Source organism: bacterium (assembly GCA_037147175.1).
In the GTDB taxonomy this organism is placed as follows: domain Bacteria; phylum Cyanobacteriota; class Vampirovibrionia; order Gastranaerophilales; family UBA9971; genus UBA9971.
Genome location: JBAWVS010000023.1, coordinates 1 through 18,767 on the forward strand (window position 1 = coordinate 1; position 18,767 = coordinate 18,767).

Sequence of the window (18,767 nt, forward strand, 5' to 3'; positions counted from 1 at the left end):
AAGACGTGAAAAAAGAAAATTTGTTCTAAACTTTTAACTTAACTGAACACTAGCATAAATTTAACTAATCAAAAACCCTTACATAAGACTTACGCCTGTAAGAGAAAAAGGTGTGCAACAAGTAAGAGCCTGTCTTCTTAAGAATATAAAAACTAAATATTAAACGCCTATCGTACTCAATAGTTTTTGATAATCATTAACCAGTATTTGCGCTAATGTCGTTGTATCAACTTGTGTAGTAACAAGCGCAAGTAAATTATCGGGTAATTGTCCCAAACATTTGATTAATTTCTCTGAATCAATAACTCCCATTCCCTCAATAAGCGATGTTTTAGCAAAATCTGTGGTTTGTTGAAAAAGTGATTCCTGAGAAAATTCTGTATAAAGGCTCGAATCCTGTTTAAGCATATCTGAAATAATGCTGCGCATTTTTTTATATTCCAAACCTTTAAGTCCATCTGTAATTTGAGTCGGGTCAAGATCGCCCATAACTTTAAGCAGTTGAACATGTGATTTATTTCCTTGAGGAACACCTGTTGTAGCTTCTGCAATTTGAGCCAGTTCTGTTTTGGAGAGTGATTGGAAAATTTTAAGCATATTTGATTTATCAATTTTTTTGCTTGATAAAAAGCGGTTTAATTCTTTAATTGAAAAATATTCCATAATATGATCAGGCGATATATACAACTTAGAAAGCATTTTTAACAGTTCTTCTTTTGAAAGATTGCTTACAAACTGAAGAAGTTTGTCTTTTGTGAAAAGTTTCAAACCACTGAGCAGCTGATCTTTATTAAGTAAAAATAAAAATTGAAGGAGTTCTGTTTGCGGAATTAATTTAAGAATTGCAAGCTTATTTTCAGGCAGTTGAAGTTTTAAGGTTTCTATAAGAGTTGAAGGGTCAGTTATATTACCGGCATTAGCAGTATTCGTCTTGTCTGTATTTTGGGTTGCAGTAGAGCCTTTAGCTGCTTGAGCATCGGAATATTGGTCTATGGCAGAGTAAGCTTTACTATTGCTGCTTTTTATCAAAGGCAAATAATAGTTTAAGCTCGGATATAATGTTAAATTTGTATCAAGTGTTATCATTATAAGATCAATCACCTTTAATTTTTTTATTTCAACTGCTGCACCCTGTCTTTTATTTATCGGAAAGATTTGGGAATATCTTAAGAAGTTATATGCTTTTATTAAGTTTTATTTACATTTGTCCATGTTAAATTATATTTATGAGTATTAATGAACAAAAAAATTGTTTTCTTATACAGTTGTCTGAAGAAGTCAGACAATTAAATGAACTGCTCCTTTCAGTAAGCTGGAAAGAGACGAATCTGGATGACTGTTCTTTTGAAAACGACATTGAAATAAACTGTCCAAAACTTTCCGATAGACAGAATGAATTAATAAAAAACATTATCAAATGTATTCCTGAATGGAAAAGATTAATAGGCTGCAAACAACATAAGATTCACGATTATTGTCTTGATTTCCACACGATAGCAGTATTAAAAAATGTGCAGAAACACGAGGATTTTGATAAATTACAAAAGTACGACAAACTTATTCTAATTTATTCAGCTCTATTACATGATATTGAAAAAAACGAAAATGAAGTAGATCCTGAACATCCCATAAAAGGCGCCAAAAAATCAAGTTCAATTTTGTACAATATCGGCTTTGATGAAAATTTCATAAATAATGTCTATCTGTTAATTAAATATCATCAAATTTTAGGGCTTATGGTGTCAGAAAAGATAAATTTATCAAATGATGAAATTATTGGAATGTTTAAAACTCCATTGATTGTTGATTTACAAATAATTCTTTCTATAGCTGACATTAAATCAGTGAAAAAAGACGGGTCTTTCTACGAAGACGGACTCAACGAAAAATTAAAAAAATTAAAGGAGAAAATTCAAAATTTAATAAAAAACTAAACTTTTTGGTACATGAAAATATTATATCAGTTATAGTAAGCTATAGTTGAAACAAATAACTTGAATTGCATAATATGTTGAGATTCTCTAGCTGGCTAACTCGAATCGCTAAATCGCCAAAATCGTCATTGCGAGCATAGCGAAGCAATCTATAATAAATAAAACAGATTGCCGCGTCGAGTCTAAAGCCTCTCCTCGCAATGATGCATATATTTAAATAACAATTCGAGTTAATTAATAATTTAATTTAAAAATAAAAAAGAAGGCTGATAAACAAATGAAAAATTTTAGAAAAATCTTTTCAATATTGATGATTGTTTTTCTATGTGTATTTTTAGTTAATACAGATGCTTCTTTTGCTAAAAAAAAGAAAAAAGGACCTGTTGAACTAGATATTCAGGTTAGGGACGGGTTTCATATAATCGGTCTGCTTGATAAACCAAAGAAAACAACTGTAAAAAACAAAGTGCCACTTGTGATCTTTCTTCACTCAATCGGTGAAGATTCTACAGAATGGGGAACATTTCCTTCAGAAGTCAAAGACAAACTAAAAGTTGCAACTCTTAATGTTGACCTGAGAGGTCATGGAAAAAGTATTTTAAATAAAAATTCCCGAAAAATACACTGGCAAAATTTTCAGGATAAGACCTTCGGAAAATTTCCTTATGACGTAGTAGATATTTTAAAATATATAAAAGACCAGCATCCGGAAATTGATTCTTCGCGAGTAGCGATTGTGGGTGCCAGTTTGGGAGCAAATACAGCTTTAATGGCAGGAAGCTATGGTGTAAACATTAAAACAATTATTATGCTTTCGCCAATGCTTCAATATAAAGGGTTTGATTTGAGACTTCCGATAGTAAAATACGGAAATCATCCGTTGCTTTTTATGGTAAGCAAAAAGGACAGATATCCTTACCAGTCATGTATTGAATTAATAAAATTTGCGCAGGGGAAAAAATTATTAAAATCGTATCCTTTTGGAGGAAGCGGTGTTAACCTCGTAAAATTCCAACCTGATGCCAAGCCTCTTATAACAAATTGGATAAATGAAAGTTTTTTTCCTCAACCTAAGAAAGTTAAATAAACATTATGAGCAGAATAGTAGAAATCTTTACCGGTGCGTATGCAAGTGGAAAATCAGAAATCTCAATAAACAGGGCTTTGATGCTTAAAAGCGAAGATTCTCCGGTAACACTTGTTGACTTAGATACAGTAGAACCTGCATATACTTTAAGACCCCTAAAAAAAGAACTCGAAGCGAATGGAATACAAATAATAACTCAAGAAAGTTATTTCGGGTTGGGAGAAACAGGCAATGTAATTACCGCTCAACAGCAAAACTGCCTTAAGCTTAATAATGATAATATTGTTATTGATGTAGGCTATGGAGCAGGCGGTTTAGATATTCTTAATTTAGTTACGGGAATTGAAGAAGAAGAAAATCTTAATATTTATATAGTAATAAACGCTTCAAAACCAGAAACTTCTACAGTAGACCAAATAGTTGAATATATAAAATGGAGTATGGGTAGAGAAGAACGAAAGTGGAAAGTTTTTAGCGGAATAATCAGCAATACTCACTTCAGTGATGATACCGCACCTGAAGATATTTTGAAAGGTTTTGAAATAACCAGAAAAGCTTCCGAAATTCTGAATCTACCGATAAGAGCGATAACTGTTTCCGAAAAACTCTATCCCGAATTCGAATCTTTAATCTACAAGGGTATTCCTATCTGGACTTTAAAGAGATTTATGCCAAAAGCTTTGTGGTAATTAACTCCCTTTACGGAAATTTCTTTTGTTTATTCTAACCTCGGGTTTATGTTTTCTGAACGAATCAGTTGCTTCATGCCTTCTAGACATCCTTTTTGGTAACTTTTGTGCCTCTTCTATTATTTCATTTTTATTAAAAATATTTGCTAATTTGCCTGATTTGACCAATGCATATACACCTGCTGCAATTACTGCAATTACTCCGACAGTTTTTAAAAATTTATGGCTCTTTTTTTTAGGCGCTTCGTTTTCTGTAGGCTGAGCTGCTTGCTGAACTACCGGTTGAGCAGTTGATGGGGCAGTGGCTGTTTTATTTTCAGGCGCTAAATTAAGATTTTGATTTAATTCTGTACTTGTTACTCCAAATCTGACTTGATTTCTAGGGACAGCTCCAATTCCATATAACATATTGCTTCCTCCTTATTTTTCCATTTCTATCTTCTTTAATACAGGTGAATATTTTAAATTGCTATTTATATTAAAGAAAATTGTAGTTTTTTTTAATAAACAGTAAAAACCCTTTATTTATAATAAATTTTGGTATTAATATTTCTTAATATAGTCAGCTACAAAATTTCCGGAATATTTTCTAATTCATTTGCTTGTGTTTCCTGCAAAGAAACAGCTTTTCTCGAAAAATATCCCCACGCATAATAAACAGGGATACCGCTCAAGACTATTATTAGACCCGGCCAGGTATATGCAGGTTTAAATATTAAAAGGTTAAATGCAACAAAAGTTGCCATTAAACAGTATGCAATAGGTAAATAGGGATAAAACGGCACTTTGTAAGCAGTTTGAACTTCAGGATATTTTCTCCTGAAAACAAAAAGCCCTGAAACCGTAAGTACATAAAAAAGAAGTGCCGAGAAAATTATATAATCAAGAAGTTCTGAGTATGACCCGCTAAGCACTAGAATAGACGCCCAAACACCTTGAACAACAAGAGCATTTAGAGGTACATCTGTTTTTTCATCAATAACAGAAAGTTTTTTAAAGAAAACACCGTCCTTTGCCATTGCATATAAAACTCTTGCTCCGGCAAGAACATTACCGTTTATACAACCAAAAGCCGACACTAAAATTATTAAAGAAATTACTACTTTTCCCGCACCTCCAAAAATTGCTGCCATCATCGTTGCAGCAACAATACCTTCACCGGGTATTTTTATTTGATTCAGGTATAAAACAGATAAATATGCAATATTCGTTAATAAATAAAGTAAAATAACCAGTCCTGTTCCGTATATAAAAGCTAAAGGAAGATTTTTTTCAGGTTTTTTAATTTCTGATGCGATAAAAGTAAGATTATTCCAAGCATCAGCCGAAAACAGCGCCCCGACAAGAGCTATTGAAATAAGTGAGAATATGTTTATTCCTGTATGCGGTAAGCTCCAAAAGTGAGCAAAATTTACATGAAGGATTTCCGGTCTTAGCCCAATACATAATCCACATATAATAATGCCTACAAGCGAAATAATTTTTGCAACAGTAAATACATTTTGGATGATTACTCCGTATTTTACCCCTCTGGTGTTTATCATTGTGATAAATATAATTATAAAAATTGCCAAACACTGTTGTGTACTTAATTTTATTAATTCTGAATTAATAATAAGATTTGAAGAAGCAAAGAAAGGAATTATAATGGCTAAAAACTTTGCAAAAGCAACAGAAACTGCTGCAATAACTCCTGTTTGTATAACAAGGAAAAAAGTCCATCCATATAAAAATCCTACAAGTTTTCCCCATATTTTTCTTAAATAAATATATTGTCCGCCTGTTTCGGGTATTGCAACAGACAATTCACTATAACTAAGAGCAGCAAATATAGTCATAATACCTGCAAGCAGCCATACCAACAATAATAACATCGTGGAGTTAACTTGTTTTGCTATATCACTTGAGACTATAAAAATCCCTGATCCAATCATTGTTCCTGATACAATAGTTATTGCATCAAACAAACTAAGCGTTCTTTTTAATCCTGTTGTCATTTACAAAATTTCCTTTTTTATTTTAAATATCAATTTAAATAATTATAGTAAAAAATTTTGTAAATATATAGTTAAAAAAAAATTCCCGACCTATTAGATCGAGAACTTTAAGAAGAATAAAACTGTACCCGCCTCCCCATAGCTTAGTAGCCGGCATAGTTAGTTTGTATTCTCCTCCCGTCCCATAATTTGACCTTTACCCTACCTTTTGTATCCACTTCCCGATCTGGTAGCCACCTCAGTCCTTTTGATATTATTAGTATGCCATTTATTAAAATAATTCTCATTGATCCTTATGTCAATCTAAATTAATCCGGAGGTTAATTTGTTTAATTAATTTAATGACAATTTTTAAGATATTTTTAATGATTGATATCTTGAAAACTATTGCTTAAATTGTTTTTTTATAGTTTATATAAAAAACATTAAATTCAGGAGAAGAAAATGAAAAGTTTAGTAGTTGACGATGATTTCACATGTGCCTTTATGTATAAATTACAATTATCCAAATATGGACAATGCGATACTTTTTCTAACGGGCTTGACGCGATAAAAGCGTATGAAGCCTCTTTAAATTCAAGCAATCCTTATGACTTAATGCTTATTGACATAATGATGCCTGATATGAACGGATATGAAGTTCTTAAAATCATACGCGAAATAGAAGAAGAAAAACTAATCAGCTTTCCCTTTAATGCGAAAATAATTCTTACAACAGGGCTTGACGATACAGAAAACAGGCAGAATGAAAAAGAGCTTGATCACATCTCAGAAACTTACCTTGTAAAATCAAACGATCCAAATGCATTAATGAACAAATTAATTTTACTCGGTTTTGAGTATCTTGAATCGAATTAAGTAACATAGCTAATTTTGCTGTATTTTACTTCTCGAATTATGCAGAAAAAAATTACCTTAACAGAAGAACTTACTATAAAAATTCAATATAAAAATAAGATACCTGACTCTTTATATTAAAATAAATTTTGTAATAAATTATAATAAAGTATATAAAGGTAGTATTAATGAAAAAGTATTTAATAAGTTTATTTATAATAACACTTATTCTTGGAGTTAAAATTAATGTAACAGCAAAGGACTTTGATATGAACTTAAAAGAAGAAAGCTTTGATGTTACGGTAAACAGCAAATCAGGTCCATGGAATCCTATAATAAATAAATCAAAAAATTATATCTACAAATTAAGGGCAAAAAAAAATGGACTGGTTTCCCCGACAATTTTAAAAGTAAACGCAGGTAATAATTTAACAATTCAGTATGTTATGGGGTATGTATATGCTGATTTCAAGGGTCATCCCGAGAGAAAAGCTGATGCTGACGGATATTCAAAAAAAACTCCTACGTTTGCGGGGTTTCTTCCTTCGTTATATATTAATGACCACATCAATCATATGGCGCTTATCGGAACATTTGCAGACTCAAAAGGAGTTATAGTAGGCTCTCCATTTTTTATCGGGAATGGACCGATTTCTTTTATTGCACCGGAAGGAGCAGTGCAATTACAACTAGGAGTTAACGATAATTTATTTAAAGATAATTCAGGTTTATTTATAGTTAAAGTCAATATTAGTGATTAACTGAATTCCGGAAAATAATTCGGGAAATATAGATTTTTAGTGCCTTTTTGACAAAAAAGGAGAAAAAGTTATAATAAAATTATGGTGGCTAAAAAAATATTGATAATTTCACAATCTGAAGTAATCGGAGTTGTTGGCGGAGCAATCAAAAGCTTTTGCAGATTAGTAAATTCTCTGTCACAACTGGGATATGAAGTAACTGCGGTTTGTTATAATCCAAAACAAGGCACGCCATACATAAAGCTTGATGAAAAAGTAAACTTTATAAATTTATATTATCTTGACATTGAAGGTTATCAACCCAAAAATCACAAAATTGGTTTTGTTGAAAAACTATTTAGCAATATTTTTTCAAGACAGGTCATAAATTTCGATGCATCTGATTATTCAAAAAAAATAGAACATCTGATAAATCAAAACAGACCTGACATTATGATTTGTTTCTTTCCGCATGTTTTATTTCAGTCAACATTTATGAAAAATTTTGATATCCCTAAAGTTTTGCTTTACAGGTCAAGACCTGATGTTTATTATAAAACTTTTACTACATCAAAAAAAATTATACCTTTTATTAAATTAGCTTCAAAAAAGGCGGATTACGCTCAAGTACTATTTGACAGCCACAAAAAAATAGCCAAAAAGTATGTAAATTGCAATATTAATACAATTCCAAATTATGTCAAACTTCAAGAGAGTCAGGCTGATTTATCGATAAGCAAAAATACCATAATATATCTCTCCCGTATAGATAATTGCAAAGGACAGGATTTTTTAATCAAGTCTTTTGCTAAAATAGCGTCTAAGCATAAAGATTGGCAAATTCACATATATGGAGAATTTCAACCGCCTAAAATTGAACATCATTTGAATAATTTAATAAAAGAACATAATCTGGAAAATCAAATAAAATTATTTGGGAAAATAGACAATCCTGCTGAAAAATTTTTGCAGGCTGATTTTTGCGTTTTTCCGAGTTATTTTGAAGGTTTCCCAAACGGGTTGGCAGAAGCTATGAGTGCAGGTTTGCCCTGTATCGGATTAAAAGCATGTTCCGGAGTCAATGATTTAATCAAACATAACGAAAACGGCTTTCTTTGCGCAAAAAACGAAAATGAGTTTGCCAAAAAAATCTCTTTGCTCATTGAAAACCAAAAACTGAGAATTAAACTCGGCAACAAAGCCAGAGAATTAATAAAAGAATATTCTTTTGAAAACTATATAAATAAATGGCAAAGTTTTATCGAAAAAGTACTTGACGAAAACCAGAGATAAAAAGCCTTAAAAAACTAATTTGCTAAATTTCTGACGCAAATATAGATATAGCTAAAAAAAATGAACTGTCACAGTGACAGTTCATTTTTTTATTAATTATTATTTATACGCAGGTGATTTTTTTACTTAATTTATCGGCAACTTCTTCATAGCCGTTACGTCCCATAAGCGCATAGGTATAATTTTTTGCCTGTTCTACCCCCGGCTGGTTGAAAGTATCTATGTTATAAAGAGCGCCTGCAATAGCTGTCTGAACTTCCAGCATATATAAAAGCTGCCCGAGGTAATACTCGTTGATTACAGGAAGAGTAATTGTAACATTCGGACGGTTATAATCCGTTACAGCTACTCTTGTCGAATCAGCTTCCGCATTCATTAAGTCGTTTACTGTTCTGCCGCAAAGATATCCAAGCTCGGAATCTTCATAAACTTTAGGAATTTCAAGTGTTGTATCAAACTGAGCGACTCTTATAAAACTGATTAATTTATCATTAGGTCCTTCGTTATAAAGCTGAACCTGTGAATGCTGATCTGTTGCGCCAAGTGCTTTAAGTGGTGTAGGACCTGTGTGAACAATTTTTCCGTCAAGATCAGACTCTTTTCCTAGAGATTCTGCCCAGAGTTGTACGTACCAATCGGAAACGTATTTTAATCGACTTGAATACGGCATCATAACGGAAAGATTTTTGCCTTTTTTATCCATTAAGTAATGAATTAAAGCATTTTGCGCTGCAATATTATTTTCTATATTGGTATTTTTAAGTTCGGCATCCATTTCTCTTACGCCTCTTAAAAGCTCTGAGATGTTTATTCCAACGAGTGCAAAAGGTAAAAGTCCGACAGCAGCAAACACTGAGAATCTTCCGCCTACATCATCAGGCACTACAAAAGTTTTAAAGTTTTCTTCGGTAGCAATTTTTCTAAGGATACCCTTGCTTTGATCTGTTGTAGCAACTAAATTATCTTTGTAAGAAGCTCCCAATTCTTTTTCAAGTCTGGATTTTACAATCATAAAAGCTGACATGGTTTCTGCTGTGTTGCCTGATTTTGTGATTACATTTACCAGAGTTTTTTTAAGGTCCAACATCGCCAAAAGACCGTTTATTTGGTCAGGGTCAATGTTGTCTAAAAAGAATATTCTCGGCATATTATTTCTTGCTTCTTTATCAAGCAAATTCCAATAAGGTTTTAAGATGGCTTCTGTTATACAAATTCCGCCAAGAGAAGAGCCGCCTATACCTAGCACCAATAAATTTTCAAATTTGCCTTTTACTGATTGTGCATATTCATTAATTTCGCTGATTATTTCTTGATTATAGCCAAGATTCATCCATTTTAGCCAATTTCCCGGTGTATCTTTTTTAGCATATATATCAGAAACGATTTCAGAGATTTTTTCTCTGTAATTTTCAAACTCTTTTTGGACATTAAGACCGTGCTCTGAGCCTACAACTACTAAATCAGCATTTTTCCAACTATAATTAATCATAAAAACTACTCCTTTTTAATAACTCCTGTTAAATAAAATTTAACTACAAAAATTAGGCAGTTAAAAGAGTTTTAACATATTAAGAAATATTAAATTAAATTTTCAGCTTTTTACGACAATTATTGTCATGAAAAGCTGAAAAAATAGCTAAATCGCAATGATTTCCAGAATTTTAAGAACATTCACCTGATTTGCAACAGGGTTTATCTCTGTTGGTAGGGCAAGAGCGTTTCATTTCTTTCAATTCTTTCAGTTCCTTCTGGAATGGAGAAATCGAATTAAGCTTGTTAATAATTGCCGGAAGGTTTTCAAGAATGTAATCAACCTCAGCTTCAGTTGTATACCTGCTCAGACTAAACCTGATGCTGCCATGCACTGCTGTAAAAGGAACTCCCATTGCTCTTAAAACGTGGCTAGGCTCCAAATTTCCGCTGGTACATGCACTGCCTGAACTCGCACATATTCCGAGGTCACTTAAATGCAGGAGTATTAACTCGCCTTCTATGTATTCAAAGCTTATATTTGTGGTATTCGGAACTCTATTAATTCTTGATCCGTTGACCCTTGCGTTAAAAATTCGCTCCAGTATACCTTTTTCAAGCTTATCTCTGAGCTGTTTAACTCTTGTAGCTTCGTCTTCAAGATAATTTAACGCTTCTTCGGAAGCAATGCCCATCGCTATAATACCTGGGACATTTTCCGTACCGGCTCGTTTTCCTCTTTCCTGATGTCCGCCAAGCATAAACGGTGTAACCGGTGTACCTTTACGAATATACAAAGCTCCGATGCCTTTAGGTGCGTGGATTTTATGCCCTGAGATTCCGAGCATGTCAATTTTGGTATTTTTAACATTAATAGGTATTTTGCCTGCTGCTTGAACACCATCAACGAAAAATAAGGTTTCAGGATTTTTTTCTTTTGTAATTTCTGCCATTTTTTCTACCGGAAAAATAACTCCTGTTTCGTTATTAGCCCACATTATTGCTACAATTGCGGTGTCACTTCTGAGGCTGTTCTTAAATTCTTCAAGATCTATCTCTCCTTCTGAATTTACATTCAGATAAGTTGTTTCATAGCCTTTTTTTTCAAGATGTTTAGCCACATTAAGCACACATGGATGCTCTACTTTTGTTGTTATAATATGTTTTTTGTGAAAATCCGTAAGTCCTCTTAGCGCAGTGTTACTGCTTTCAGTACCGCAGCTGGTAAAAATTATTTCATCAGGGCTTGCACCAATCAAATCAGCGACCTGCTGTCTGGCTTCTTTGATATAACTGCCGACCTGTCCTCCAAATTCGTGCATGCTGGAAGGATTGCCGTATTTTTCGGTCAAAAAAGGCAGTATTGCTTCAACAGCTTCATCACAAACCCTTGTTGTTGCGTTATTATCAAAATATATTATTTTTTCGTTCATCTTTTATGCCTCAATCACATTGACTTCTTCACCCAAATGTTCTCTTAGAACATTTTCCACAAAGTTTTTAAGGGTTAGATTACTGCTCGGACAGTTTTTACAAGCGCCTTGAAGATTCACATAAATATTATTTCCGTCAATATCAATGAGTTCGATATCTCCGCCGTCTTTTCTCAATTCCTCTGCAATATAGTTTTCTAAAATATTATTAACTTTTACAATCATTTGAGTTTTAGTAAGAGGCTTCTTCGGAGAGAGTTCACCGAGTTTTTGCAACTCATCGTTAAGTATATTTTGAATATCGTCTGTACATTTTCCGCATGCGCCGCCTGCTTTTGTATAATTCGTTATTTCTTTTACTGTTTTAAGTTTGTTATGCTGAACCACTTCTCTTATCAAGTCTTCTGTCACACCAAAACATTGACAAACGACTCTGCTTTTTTTCTCTGTGGATTCTCCTCTGTAAGAAGAAAGAGCAGCTTCAAGAGCTTCTTTTCCCATTACACTGCAATGCATTTTTTGGGCAGGCAGCCCGCCTAGAGCATCAGCAATATTCTGATTTGTTATTTTTTCTACTTCGTCAATGTGCTTGCCAATAATTATTTCTGTAAGGGCGCTGGCACTTGCAACAGCTGAACCGCAACCAAAAGTCTGGAACTTTGCATCTGTAACTATTCCGTTTTCATCAATTTTAAGATATATTTTAAGCGCATCTCCGCAGCTAAGACTTCCGGCTTCCCCGATAGCGTCTGCGTCTTCTATAGCGCCGACATTTTTAGGGTTTTTATAATGTTCTTTTACTTTATCTGTATAATCCCACATTTTATATATTCCTATAATATTATTATCAACAATATTATATTACTTACAAAATTTTTCGTCAGAAAAATAATGAAATATTAATGTTTTTTACTTTATCAAAGACATTTTTTCATTATAGAAATCAACAAATCTGTCTTCTAAAATAGCCTGTCTTGCTTGTTTCATAAGAGCTACAAGATAATAAACATTATGAATTGTCATCAATATACTTGCTGTTGTTTCTTTAACTCTAAAAAGATGCCTTATGTAAGCTTTTGTATGATTCTGGCATGTGTAACAGCCGCATCCTTGGACAAGAGGAGAAAAATCTTCTTCAAATTCTTTGTTTTTAATAATGCCTCTGCCTCCAGGAGTGAAAAAACTTCCATGCCGGGCAATTCTTGTAGGCATTACACAATCAAACATGTCAACGCCTCTTAAAACACCGTCAAGCAAATCTTCAGGAGTACCTACACCCATTAAATATCTGGGTTTATTTTCAGGAAGAAAAGGTGTAGTAATCTCTACAATGTGATTTATAAGCTCAGTCGGCTCTCCAACGCTCACTCCGCCTATTGCGTAGCCATGAGCTTCAACATTCGCGATAAATTTTGCACTTTCTTCTCTTAAATCATCAAAAGTCGAACCCTGTACTATAGGGAATAAAGCCTGATCTTCTCTTTTGTGAGCATCAATGCATCTGTAAAGCCATCTATGCGTCCTGTCCATAGCTTCTTTGGCTTCTTTATAGTCACACGGGTAAGGTGCGCACTCATCAAAAGCCATAATAATATCAGCACCCAAGGCATTTTGGACTTCCATAGAAACTTCCGGACTCATAAAATAAGATGAGCCGTCTTTCGGGTCTTTAAAAGTTACGCCTTCATCTGTAAGATTTCTTAAATTCGACAGGCTGAAAACCTGAAATCCGCCTGAATCTGTCAGAATAGGTTTTTCCCAGTTCATCCATTTATGCAGCCCTCCTGCTTTTTCAATTAATTTATGACCCGGCCTTAAGAATAAGTGATATGAATTTGAAAGTATAATCTGCGCGCCTGTGTCGTAGAGATGGTCGAAAGTCATCATTTTTACGGCAGAGTTTGTTCCTACCGGCATAAAAACAGGGGTTTCTATAATACCATGGGGCGTTTTAAACACGCCGGCTCGTGCATTTGAATCAGGAGATTTTTTTAACAGGTTAAAATCAAAATAAGTCATTTTTATTCGAGAATCCATCCTCTTATATTACGACTCCATTTGCTAACCAGTTCAGAATCTTTAAAATGTATTTTGATTTCTCTTTCAGCGCTTTCTTTACTATCAGAGCCGTGAATAACATTTCTTTCCAGTATTTGAGCAAAGTCTGCTCTTATGGTTCCAACATCCGCCTTGCTTGGATCGGTTGCTCCCATCATTCTTCTTGAAACTTCAACGGCATTTTTCCCTTTTACAGCCATTACAACTATAGGTCCGCTGGTGATAAACCTTACAAGCTTTTCATAAAAAGGCTTGCCCACGTGTTCTGCGTAATGTTTTTCAGCCGTTTCTCTATCCAACTGTACAAATTTTAGCCCGATAATTTTAAAACCTTTTTTTTCAAATCTTTGAAGAATTTCTCCGATTAGCCCTCTTTGCACGGCATCAGGTTTTATTGCAATAAACGTTCTTTCCATCTTTCCTCCTGTACTCAACCAAAATTAGTTTCATGTATTAAAAACACTTTTTTATATCCGAAACTTACGATTTACTATACACCTTTCTAATTATAATTAAATTTCAATCAGTTTATTATAACCATTGACGGCAAAATTATCACATAGCCGTTTTTGCTCATTCAACTCAATTTCAAATTGAGAAACTTTAATTAAAGTAATTCTACTAGAAAATAAATTATTTATGAAATATTCCTAAAAATTAGCTCTATTGCTAAATATAAAAATCCAAAACCAATGGGAGACAGGGAGATTAGAGAAATGCCGGACAAAATAAGAATTTTAATGGTGGAAGACCATAAATTACTAAGAGTGGGTTTGAAAGCAATTTTTGAAGAATATCCAATGCTAGAAGTTATAGCAGAAGCAGAAGACGGACAATCAGCAGTTAAACTTGCCCGGGAATTAAAGCCTGATCTTATTCTCATGGATATAGGTTTGCCTATTATGAGCGGGATTGAAGCAACAAGAAGAATTAAAGAATCAAATCCGGAGATAAAAATCGTGATTTTAACTTCACATGCTCTCGAAAGTGAAGTATTAGAATCTTTAGCAGCAGGTGCAAACGCTTATGCAATGAAAGATATTAAAACAGAATATCTTATATCTGTTATTCAGACAGTAAGTGAAGGTGCTTTTTGGCTGGATCCAGGCATAGCAAAAGTTGTGATGCAAAAAAAGCCTTTAATCCTTAATGCACCAAGACCTCAATCTCGAGCGAGTTTCAAGGCAGACCATGCTAATCTTACAGAAAGGGAATATGAGGTTTTAAAACTTGTTGTTGACGGAAAATCTAATAACGATATCGCTGATGAATTAAAAATAAGCGAACATACCGCAAAAGCACATGTTTGTAATATTATACAAAAGCTTGTTGTTGATGATAGAACTCAAGCAGCAGTTAAAGCACTTAAAGAAGGTCTCGTTTAAAATTTTATAAGCTCAAATATGTTTTAATGTAAATCGCCGGATAACTTGAAAAAATATATTCAGATTTTTGATAACAAAATAATTAGTGCTATGATTAATAATTGACACAAATTTAAACGATTTCTAACTCTTTTTACAGGAAACCTACTTAATCAATATGAAAAATTTTAATTTTCAAGATCATGGCGAAACATTAAGCAATAGCTGGATGAACTCTATAAGACAGATATACCTGAAAAACGATATAACTCTTCCGGAATTTTCTTCGGGCAATACTAAAGCGATTAAGAAATTAAAAATTGCCGAACAAACAATAAGTGCTGAAGTTAAAGGAACAGATACCGGATTACATAACGTCAGAATAACTTTTAAAGAAATTGACAAAAACACAAAAGAGCAGCTTAAAGCAAATATAGCTTTGCATCCGTCGATAGCGGCCGATATTAATCTGGGGTACTTTTCCGAACAATTTATAGAGTTAATTAAACGCATTGAAAATGAAGATCTATGTATTTTTTCGCAAAATTTAGATGATATAAAAACATCATGCACTTGCGGAAAAAATCTTTTTTGCCAGCATATTTCTTCTGTTTATAAGGCTGTTGAAAAAGAAATCAATAAAAATCCCTTTGTAATTTTAAATTTAAAAGGTTTTTCTACACTTGAATTAATTGAAGCAACAGGCTTTCAAAATGATTACATTAAAAAACTCGGTCGGAATATGCACAACAAATTCAGATTAACTTCAGAATTTAAATTTAACACTGAAAAAGAACCCCCTGCACTTAAAAACTTTAACGATTTTTCTTTCCCTAAAGTAGATATTCAAAATTTATTCTTTATGCTTCCAAGTGATCCTTTGTTTTTTGAAAGGAAAGATTTTAAGACAAAATTACTAAATATTTATGAAACTGTTGAAACCGATTTAGAGAGCATTTTAATTACAGAAAAATTACCGCCTGTGCGAGATACGGAATTTTACCTGTATTATTCAGATGATAATGTGCTTAAAGCTTTTGTTTCACCGGAAAACAGCTTTATGTATTACTTAAAATCAAAAGGCTCCCGTGTGCGTTATTCATCAAAATCTTTAACAGTACCTGTTTTTAACGAAATAGAACAAAAAATTTCATTACAGGAAAAATATGGAGTAAGCGTTCTTGCAGATATTGTTTTTGACTATTTTCTGTTTCTCTCTCTTGGCGACAATACTCAAGAGATGACGCCTTCTTCTCAATTTTTAAAGACTACGGCTTCTCTGGCGATTGAGATGGTAAAATCCCTCTCGTTTATTCCTGAAGTTACAATGGAGAACAGCACTAATTTCCGTTTAAGATATGTGCCTATGTCTAATAAAATCAATCTTGACGAAATTATTAAGTATCATAAATTTATCATGCCGGTAAATTTTATATTCAAGGACAAAGGAAATCAAATTATTGATCAGGACGCCTCTTATGATTTTCTTTCTATGTTTTTAACCCACATAATACATAAAGTGTCATTTTTAAGAGCTTCCAAGTTAAAAAATGACGGAATTACAGGTCTTTTTACCAAAGTCGATTCTTTTAGCGCAATTACGTCTGAAGGAAAAAATATTGCATTAAGCATTTCAAACTGGCTGGAAGTTGTTTCCGGAAAAAATAAAACTATCAGACCTGTTATAAGAATTGAAAAGCTTAATAACATCAACGATTTTGGAGTTTATATTGATATTATTAATCTTGAAAACAACGAAATAACAACTCTTTCAAGACTTTTTGAAAACGAAAAAGAGATTTTTTCGACTTCTATAGAAAAAGTCAGGTCTGAGATAATGGGACAAATTTTAATAGCGGCACATTATATGCCTTTATTAAAAGACATTCTTGACTCAAAAGGTTTAGAATCGCCTGTTATTGATTTGAAAGAAATTTTAGAAATAATATCCAAAACTTCTGTTTTTTTAAATGAGCTTGAAATCAAAATTGTAATTCCAAAAGAGTTAAAAAAATTGATTTCTCCTCGTATTTCATTAAAAGCAGGATTTAGAAAAACCAAAAATTTTGACATAAATTCTTTATTTGACGAAAAAAGCGGGTCATCAATTTCTTTTAAAGAAATTCTGAATTTTTCCTACGAAATTGCAATAGGAGATGAAAAAATTTCCAGAGAAGAATTTTTGGAACTGGTAAAAACTGCCGATGGAATTGTTAAATACAAAGAAAATTATATTTTATTAAAGCCTGAAGAAATTAATTCCATTATTGAGAGGCTGCAAAAACCTGTGCCGGAATTCTCAAATTCAATGGAATTAATGCATTCAGCTTTTTCAGGCTTATATGATGACATAGATTTTGATATTGATGATGCTTTTAAAAGGGCTCTTGATGATTTTCTGAAAATTGAGGAAATTACTATTCCTGAGGGATTAAACGGAACACTTCGTCCTTATCAGGAAAGAGGTTTTAAATGGTTATATTCAAATACAATGAGGAATTTTGGCTCATGTATGGCTGATGATATGGGACTTGGCAAAACAATACAGGTTATAAGTCTTCTTTTGAAACTAAAAGAAGAAAATAAACTTGCCAAACCCGCTCTTATTATTTGCCCTACAACACTTGTGGGCAACTGGTACAAAGAATGTGTGAGATTTGCACCTGATTTAAAGGTTTTTATCTATCACGGAATTGACAGAAATATGGAATTTGCCGGAGCTGATCTTGTTGTTACTACTTACGGACTTCTTAGAAACGATATAGAGAAATTCAAAGAAAAAGAATGGGATTTTGTCATTATTGATGAAGCCCAGAATATAAAAAACCCTGATGCCGCCCAGACTGTTGCCGTCAAATCAATCAAAACAAAAACATATATTGCGATGACAGGAACACCTGTAGAAAATCGTTTGAGCGAGCTGTGGAGCATCTTTGATTTTACAAATAAAGGCTATCTGGGCAATTTAAGAAGCTTTCAGCAAAACTATGCCTTTCCTATAGAAAAATTAAGAGATGAAGAAAGAATAGAAAAGCTTAAGCTTGCGACATCTCCTTTTACACTGAGAAGATTAAAAAGTGACAAAACAATCATAAATGACCTCCCTGAAAAGATTGTTTTTGATGAATATTGTTATCTTACAAAAGAGCAGGCGGCACTTTATGAAAAAGTGCTGGAAAATTCTTTTAAAGAACTGAAAGGAAAAACAGGAATTCACAGAAGAGGACATATTTTTAAGCTTATTACTTCGCTAAAACAAATATGCAATCATCCTACCCAGTATACAAAAACAGACAAACCGACAAAAATTTTATCGGGGAAGACAGAAAAAGCTTTCTCTATAATTGAGCAAATACAGGAGCAGAAAGAAAAAGCAATAATATTTACTCAATATAAAGAAATGGGTGATTTGTTGCTAAGTATGCTGAAAGACGAATTTAACATTGATGCGCCGTTTTTTCATGGAAGCGTTACCCGCAAGGCAAGAGATGAGATGGTTGAAGCGTTTCAAACCAGTGATGATACAAAGCTTATGATTATTTCATTAAAAGCAGGTGGAACAGGGCTTAATTTGACTGCTGCAACAAACGTGATTCATTATGATCTATGGTGGAATCCCGCTGTTGAAGACCAAGCGACAGACAGAGCTTATAGAATAGGGCAAACAAATAATGTAATCGTTCACAGATTGATTACGCTGGAAACTTTTGAAGAAAAAATTGATGAAATGATTAAATCAAAAAAAGAACTGGCTGATTTGACTATTTCGTCCAGTGAAAAATTAATAACGGAACTTTCTAACCAAGAATTAAAAGAAATATTTAGTTTAACAAGAAGTTTATAAAGCCGTCACGAAAAACAAACT

At 33.1% G+C, this 18,767-nt stretch carries 16 protein-coding genes; 8 read left to right on the plus strand and 8 right to left on the minus strand.

Annotated features, from left to right (window positions below; genetic code table 11):
* Positions 1 to 159: 159 nt before the first annotated feature.
* A complete protein-coding gene (locus tag WCG23_06895) occupies positions 160 to 1,086 on the minus strand; it encodes a hypothetical protein (protein MEI8389598.1) in 927 nt (308 codons plus the stop codon).
* Positions 1,087 to 1,226: 140 nt separating this feature from the next.
* Between WCG23_06895 and WCG23_06900 the strand changes: the two genes are divergently transcribed.
* The 3 genes from WCG23_06900 to WCG23_06910 all read left to right on the plus strand — a co-directional run bounded on the left by WCG23_06900 (position 1,227) and on the right by WCG23_06910 (position 3,710).
* Complete coding sequence (locus WCG23_06900) at positions 1,227 to 1,934, plus strand: hypothetical protein (protein ID MEI8389599.1); 708 nt, start codon at positions 1,227 to 1,229, stop codon at positions 1,932 to 1,934.
* A gap of 277 nt (positions 1,935 to 2,211) precedes the next feature.
* Positions 2,212 to 3,021: an alpha/beta fold hydrolase gene (locus tag WCG23_06905; GenBank protein ID MEI8389600.1), complete on the plus strand. Its 810-nt coding sequence runs from the start codon at positions 2,212 to 2,214 to the stop codon at positions 3,019 to 3,021.
* 5 nt (positions 3,022 to 3,026) lie between these two features.
* A complete protein-coding gene (locus WCG23_06910; protein MEI8389601.1) occupies positions 3,027 to 3,710 on the plus strand; it encodes a hypothetical protein in 684 nt (227 codons plus the stop codon).
* Here WCG23_06910 and WCG23_06915 read toward each other — a convergent pair whose 3' ends face one another.
* Both WCG23_06915 and WCG23_06920 read right to left on the minus strand, forming a co-directional pair.
* Positions 3,711 to 4,118: a hypothetical protein gene (locus WCG23_06915; GenBank protein ID MEI8389602.1), complete on the minus strand. Its 408-nt coding sequence runs from the start codon at positions 4,116 to 4,118 to the stop codon at positions 3,711 to 3,713.
* 158 nt (positions 4,119 to 4,276) lie between these two features.
* Positions 4,277 to 5,707: an amino acid permease gene (locus tag WCG23_06920; GenBank protein ID MEI8389603.1), complete on the minus strand. Its 1,431-nt coding sequence runs from the start codon at positions 5,705 to 5,707 to the stop codon at positions 4,277 to 4,279.
* 444 nt (positions 5,708 to 6,151) lie between these two features.
* Here WCG23_06920 and WCG23_06925 point away from each other — a divergent pair, with 444 nt between their 5' ends.
* The 3 genes from WCG23_06925 (at position 6,152) to WCG23_06935 (ending at position 8,577) form a co-directional block, all read left to right on the plus strand.
* Positions 6,152 to 6,565 carry a response regulator gene (locus tag WCG23_06925; GenBank protein MEI8389604.1) on the plus strand — a complete coding sequence of 138 codons (414 nt, stop codon included), beginning with the start codon at positions 6,152 to 6,154 and terminating at the stop codon, positions 6,563 to 6,565.
* Between the two features lie 167 nt (positions 6,566 to 6,732).
* Positions 6,733 to 7,305 carry a hypothetical protein gene (locus tag WCG23_06930; GenBank protein ID MEI8389605.1) on the plus strand — a complete coding sequence of 191 codons (573 nt, stop codon included), beginning with the start codon at positions 6,733 to 6,735 and terminating at the stop codon, positions 7,303 to 7,305.
* Positions 7,306 to 7,386: 81 nt separating this feature from the next.
* The gene (locus tag WCG23_06935; GenBank protein MEI8389606.1) at positions 7,387 to 8,577 is read left to right on the plus strand and encodes a glycosyltransferase; all 1,191 of its coding nucleotides are present in this window, start codon (positions 7,387 to 7,389) and stop codon (positions 8,575 to 8,577) included.
* A gap of 103 nt (positions 8,578 to 8,680) precedes the next feature.
* On the opposite strand, the gene WCG23_06940 is transcribed toward WCG23_06935, so the two are convergent.
* The 5 genes from WCG23_06940 to ndk all read right to left on the minus strand — a co-directional run bounded on the left by WCG23_06940 (position 8,681) and on the right by ndk (position 13,954).
* Entirely contained in the window at positions 8,681 to 10,066 is a 1,386-nt protein-coding gene (locus WCG23_06940) for a glucose-6-phosphate isomerase (protein MEI8389607.1), read from the minus strand.
* Between the two features lie 172 nt (positions 10,067 to 10,238).
* The gene (nifS, locus tag WCG23_06945; protein MEI8389608.1) at positions 10,239 to 11,480 is read right to left on the minus strand and encodes a cysteine desulfurase NifS; all 1,242 of its coding nucleotides are present in this window, start codon (positions 11,478 to 11,480) and stop codon (positions 10,239 to 10,241) included.
* 3 nt (positions 11,481 to 11,483) lie between these two features.
* A complete protein-coding gene (gene nifU, locus WCG23_06950; GenBank protein MEI8389609.1) occupies positions 11,484 to 12,302 on the minus strand; it encodes a Fe-S cluster assembly protein NifU in 819 nt (272 codons plus the stop codon).
* 87 nt (positions 12,303 to 12,389) lie between these two features.
* Positions 12,390 to 13,499 carry a tRNA guanosine(34) transglycosylase Tgt gene (gene tgt, locus WCG23_06955; GenBank protein ID MEI8389610.1) on the minus strand — a complete coding sequence of 370 codons (1,110 nt, stop codon included), beginning with the start codon at positions 13,497 to 13,499 and terminating at the stop codon, positions 12,390 to 12,392.
* Positions 13,500 to 13,501: 2 nt separating this feature from the next.
* Positions 13,502 to 13,954 carry a nucleoside-diphosphate kinase gene (ndk, locus tag WCG23_06960; protein MEI8389611.1) on the minus strand — a complete coding sequence of 151 codons (453 nt, stop codon included), beginning with the start codon at positions 13,952 to 13,954 and terminating at the stop codon, positions 13,502 to 13,504.
* Positions 13,955 to 14,254: 300 nt separating this feature from the next.
* On the opposite strand from ndk, the gene WCG23_06965 reads away from it, so the two are divergent.
* Both WCG23_06965 and WCG23_06970 read left to right on the plus strand, forming a co-directional pair.
* Positions 14,255 to 14,923 (plus strand): response regulator transcription factor, encoded by a 669-nt coding sequence (locus WCG23_06965; protein ID MEI8389612.1) that lies wholly within the window; start codon positions 14,255 to 14,257, stop codon positions 14,921 to 14,923.
* Positions 14,924 to 15,080: 157 nt separating this feature from the next.
* A complete protein-coding gene (locus WCG23_06970) occupies positions 15,081 to 18,746 on the plus strand; it encodes a DEAD/DEAH box helicase (protein MEI8389613.1) in 3,666 nt (1,221 codons plus the stop codon).
* The last annotated feature ends 21 nt before the right edge of the window (positions 18,747 to 18,767 follow it).

What these genes read in the sequence shown, in the direction of transcription:
- WCG23_06895 (MEI8389598.1), bottom strand. Translation starts at nt 1,086, where the DNA reads ATGATAACACTTGATACAAATTTAACATTATATCCGAGCTTAAACTAT.
- WCG23_06900 (MEI8389599.1), top strand. Translation starts at nt 1,227, where the DNA reads ATGAGTATTAATGAACAAAAAAATTGTTTTCTTATACAGTTGTCTGAA.
- WCG23_06905 (MEI8389600.1), top strand. Translation starts at nt 2,212, where the DNA reads ATGAAAAATTTTAGAAAAATCTTTTCAATATTGATGATTGTTTTTCTA.
- WCG23_06910 (MEI8389601.1), top strand. Translation starts at nt 3,027, where the DNA reads ATGAGCAGAATAGTAGAAATCTTTACCGGTGCGTATGCAAGTGGAAAA.
- WCG23_06915 (MEI8389602.1), bottom strand. Translation starts at nt 4,118, where the DNA reads ATGTTATATGGAATTGGAGCTGTCCCTAGAAATCAAGTCAGATTTGGA.
- WCG23_06920 (MEI8389603.1), bottom strand. Translation starts at nt 5,707, where the DNA reads ATGACAACAGGATTAAAAAGAACGCTTAGTTTGTTTGATGCAATAACT.
- WCG23_06925 (MEI8389604.1), top strand. Translation starts at nt 6,152, where the DNA reads ATGAAAAGTTTAGTAGTTGACGATGATTTCACATGTGCCTTTATGTAT.
- WCG23_06930 (MEI8389605.1), top strand. Translation starts at nt 6,733, where the DNA reads ATGAAAAAGTATTTAATAAGTTTATTTATAATAACACTTATTCTTGGA.
- WCG23_06935 (MEI8389606.1), top strand. Translation starts at nt 7,387, where the DNA reads ATGGTGGCTAAAAAAATATTGATAATTTCACAATCTGAAGTAATCGGA.
- WCG23_06940 (MEI8389607.1), bottom strand. Translation starts at nt 10,066, where the DNA reads ATGATTAATTATAGTTGGAAAAATGCTGATTTAGTAGTTGTAGGCTCA.
- nifS (MEI8389608.1), bottom strand. Translation starts at nt 11,480, where the DNA reads ATGAACGAAAAAATAATATATTTTGATAATAACGCAACAACAAGGGTT.
- nifU (MEI8389609.1), bottom strand. Translation starts at nt 12,302, where the DNA reads ATGTGGGATTATACAGATAAAGTAAAAGAACATTATAAAAACCCTAAA.
- tgt (MEI8389610.1), bottom strand. Translation starts at nt 13,499, where the DNA reads ATGACTTATTTTGATTTTAACCTGTTAAAAAAATCTCCTGATTCAAAT.
- ndk (MEI8389611.1), bottom strand. Translation starts at nt 13,954, where the DNA reads ATGGAAAGAACGTTTATTGCAATAAAACCTGATGCCGTGCAAAGAGGG.
- WCG23_06965 (MEI8389612.1), top strand. Translation starts at nt 14,255, where the DNA reads ATGCCGGACAAAATAAGAATTTTAATGGTGGAAGACCATAAATTACTA.
- WCG23_06970 (MEI8389613.1), top strand. Translation starts at nt 15,081, where the DNA reads ATGAAAAATTTTAATTTTCAAGATCATGGCGAAACATTAAGCAATAGC.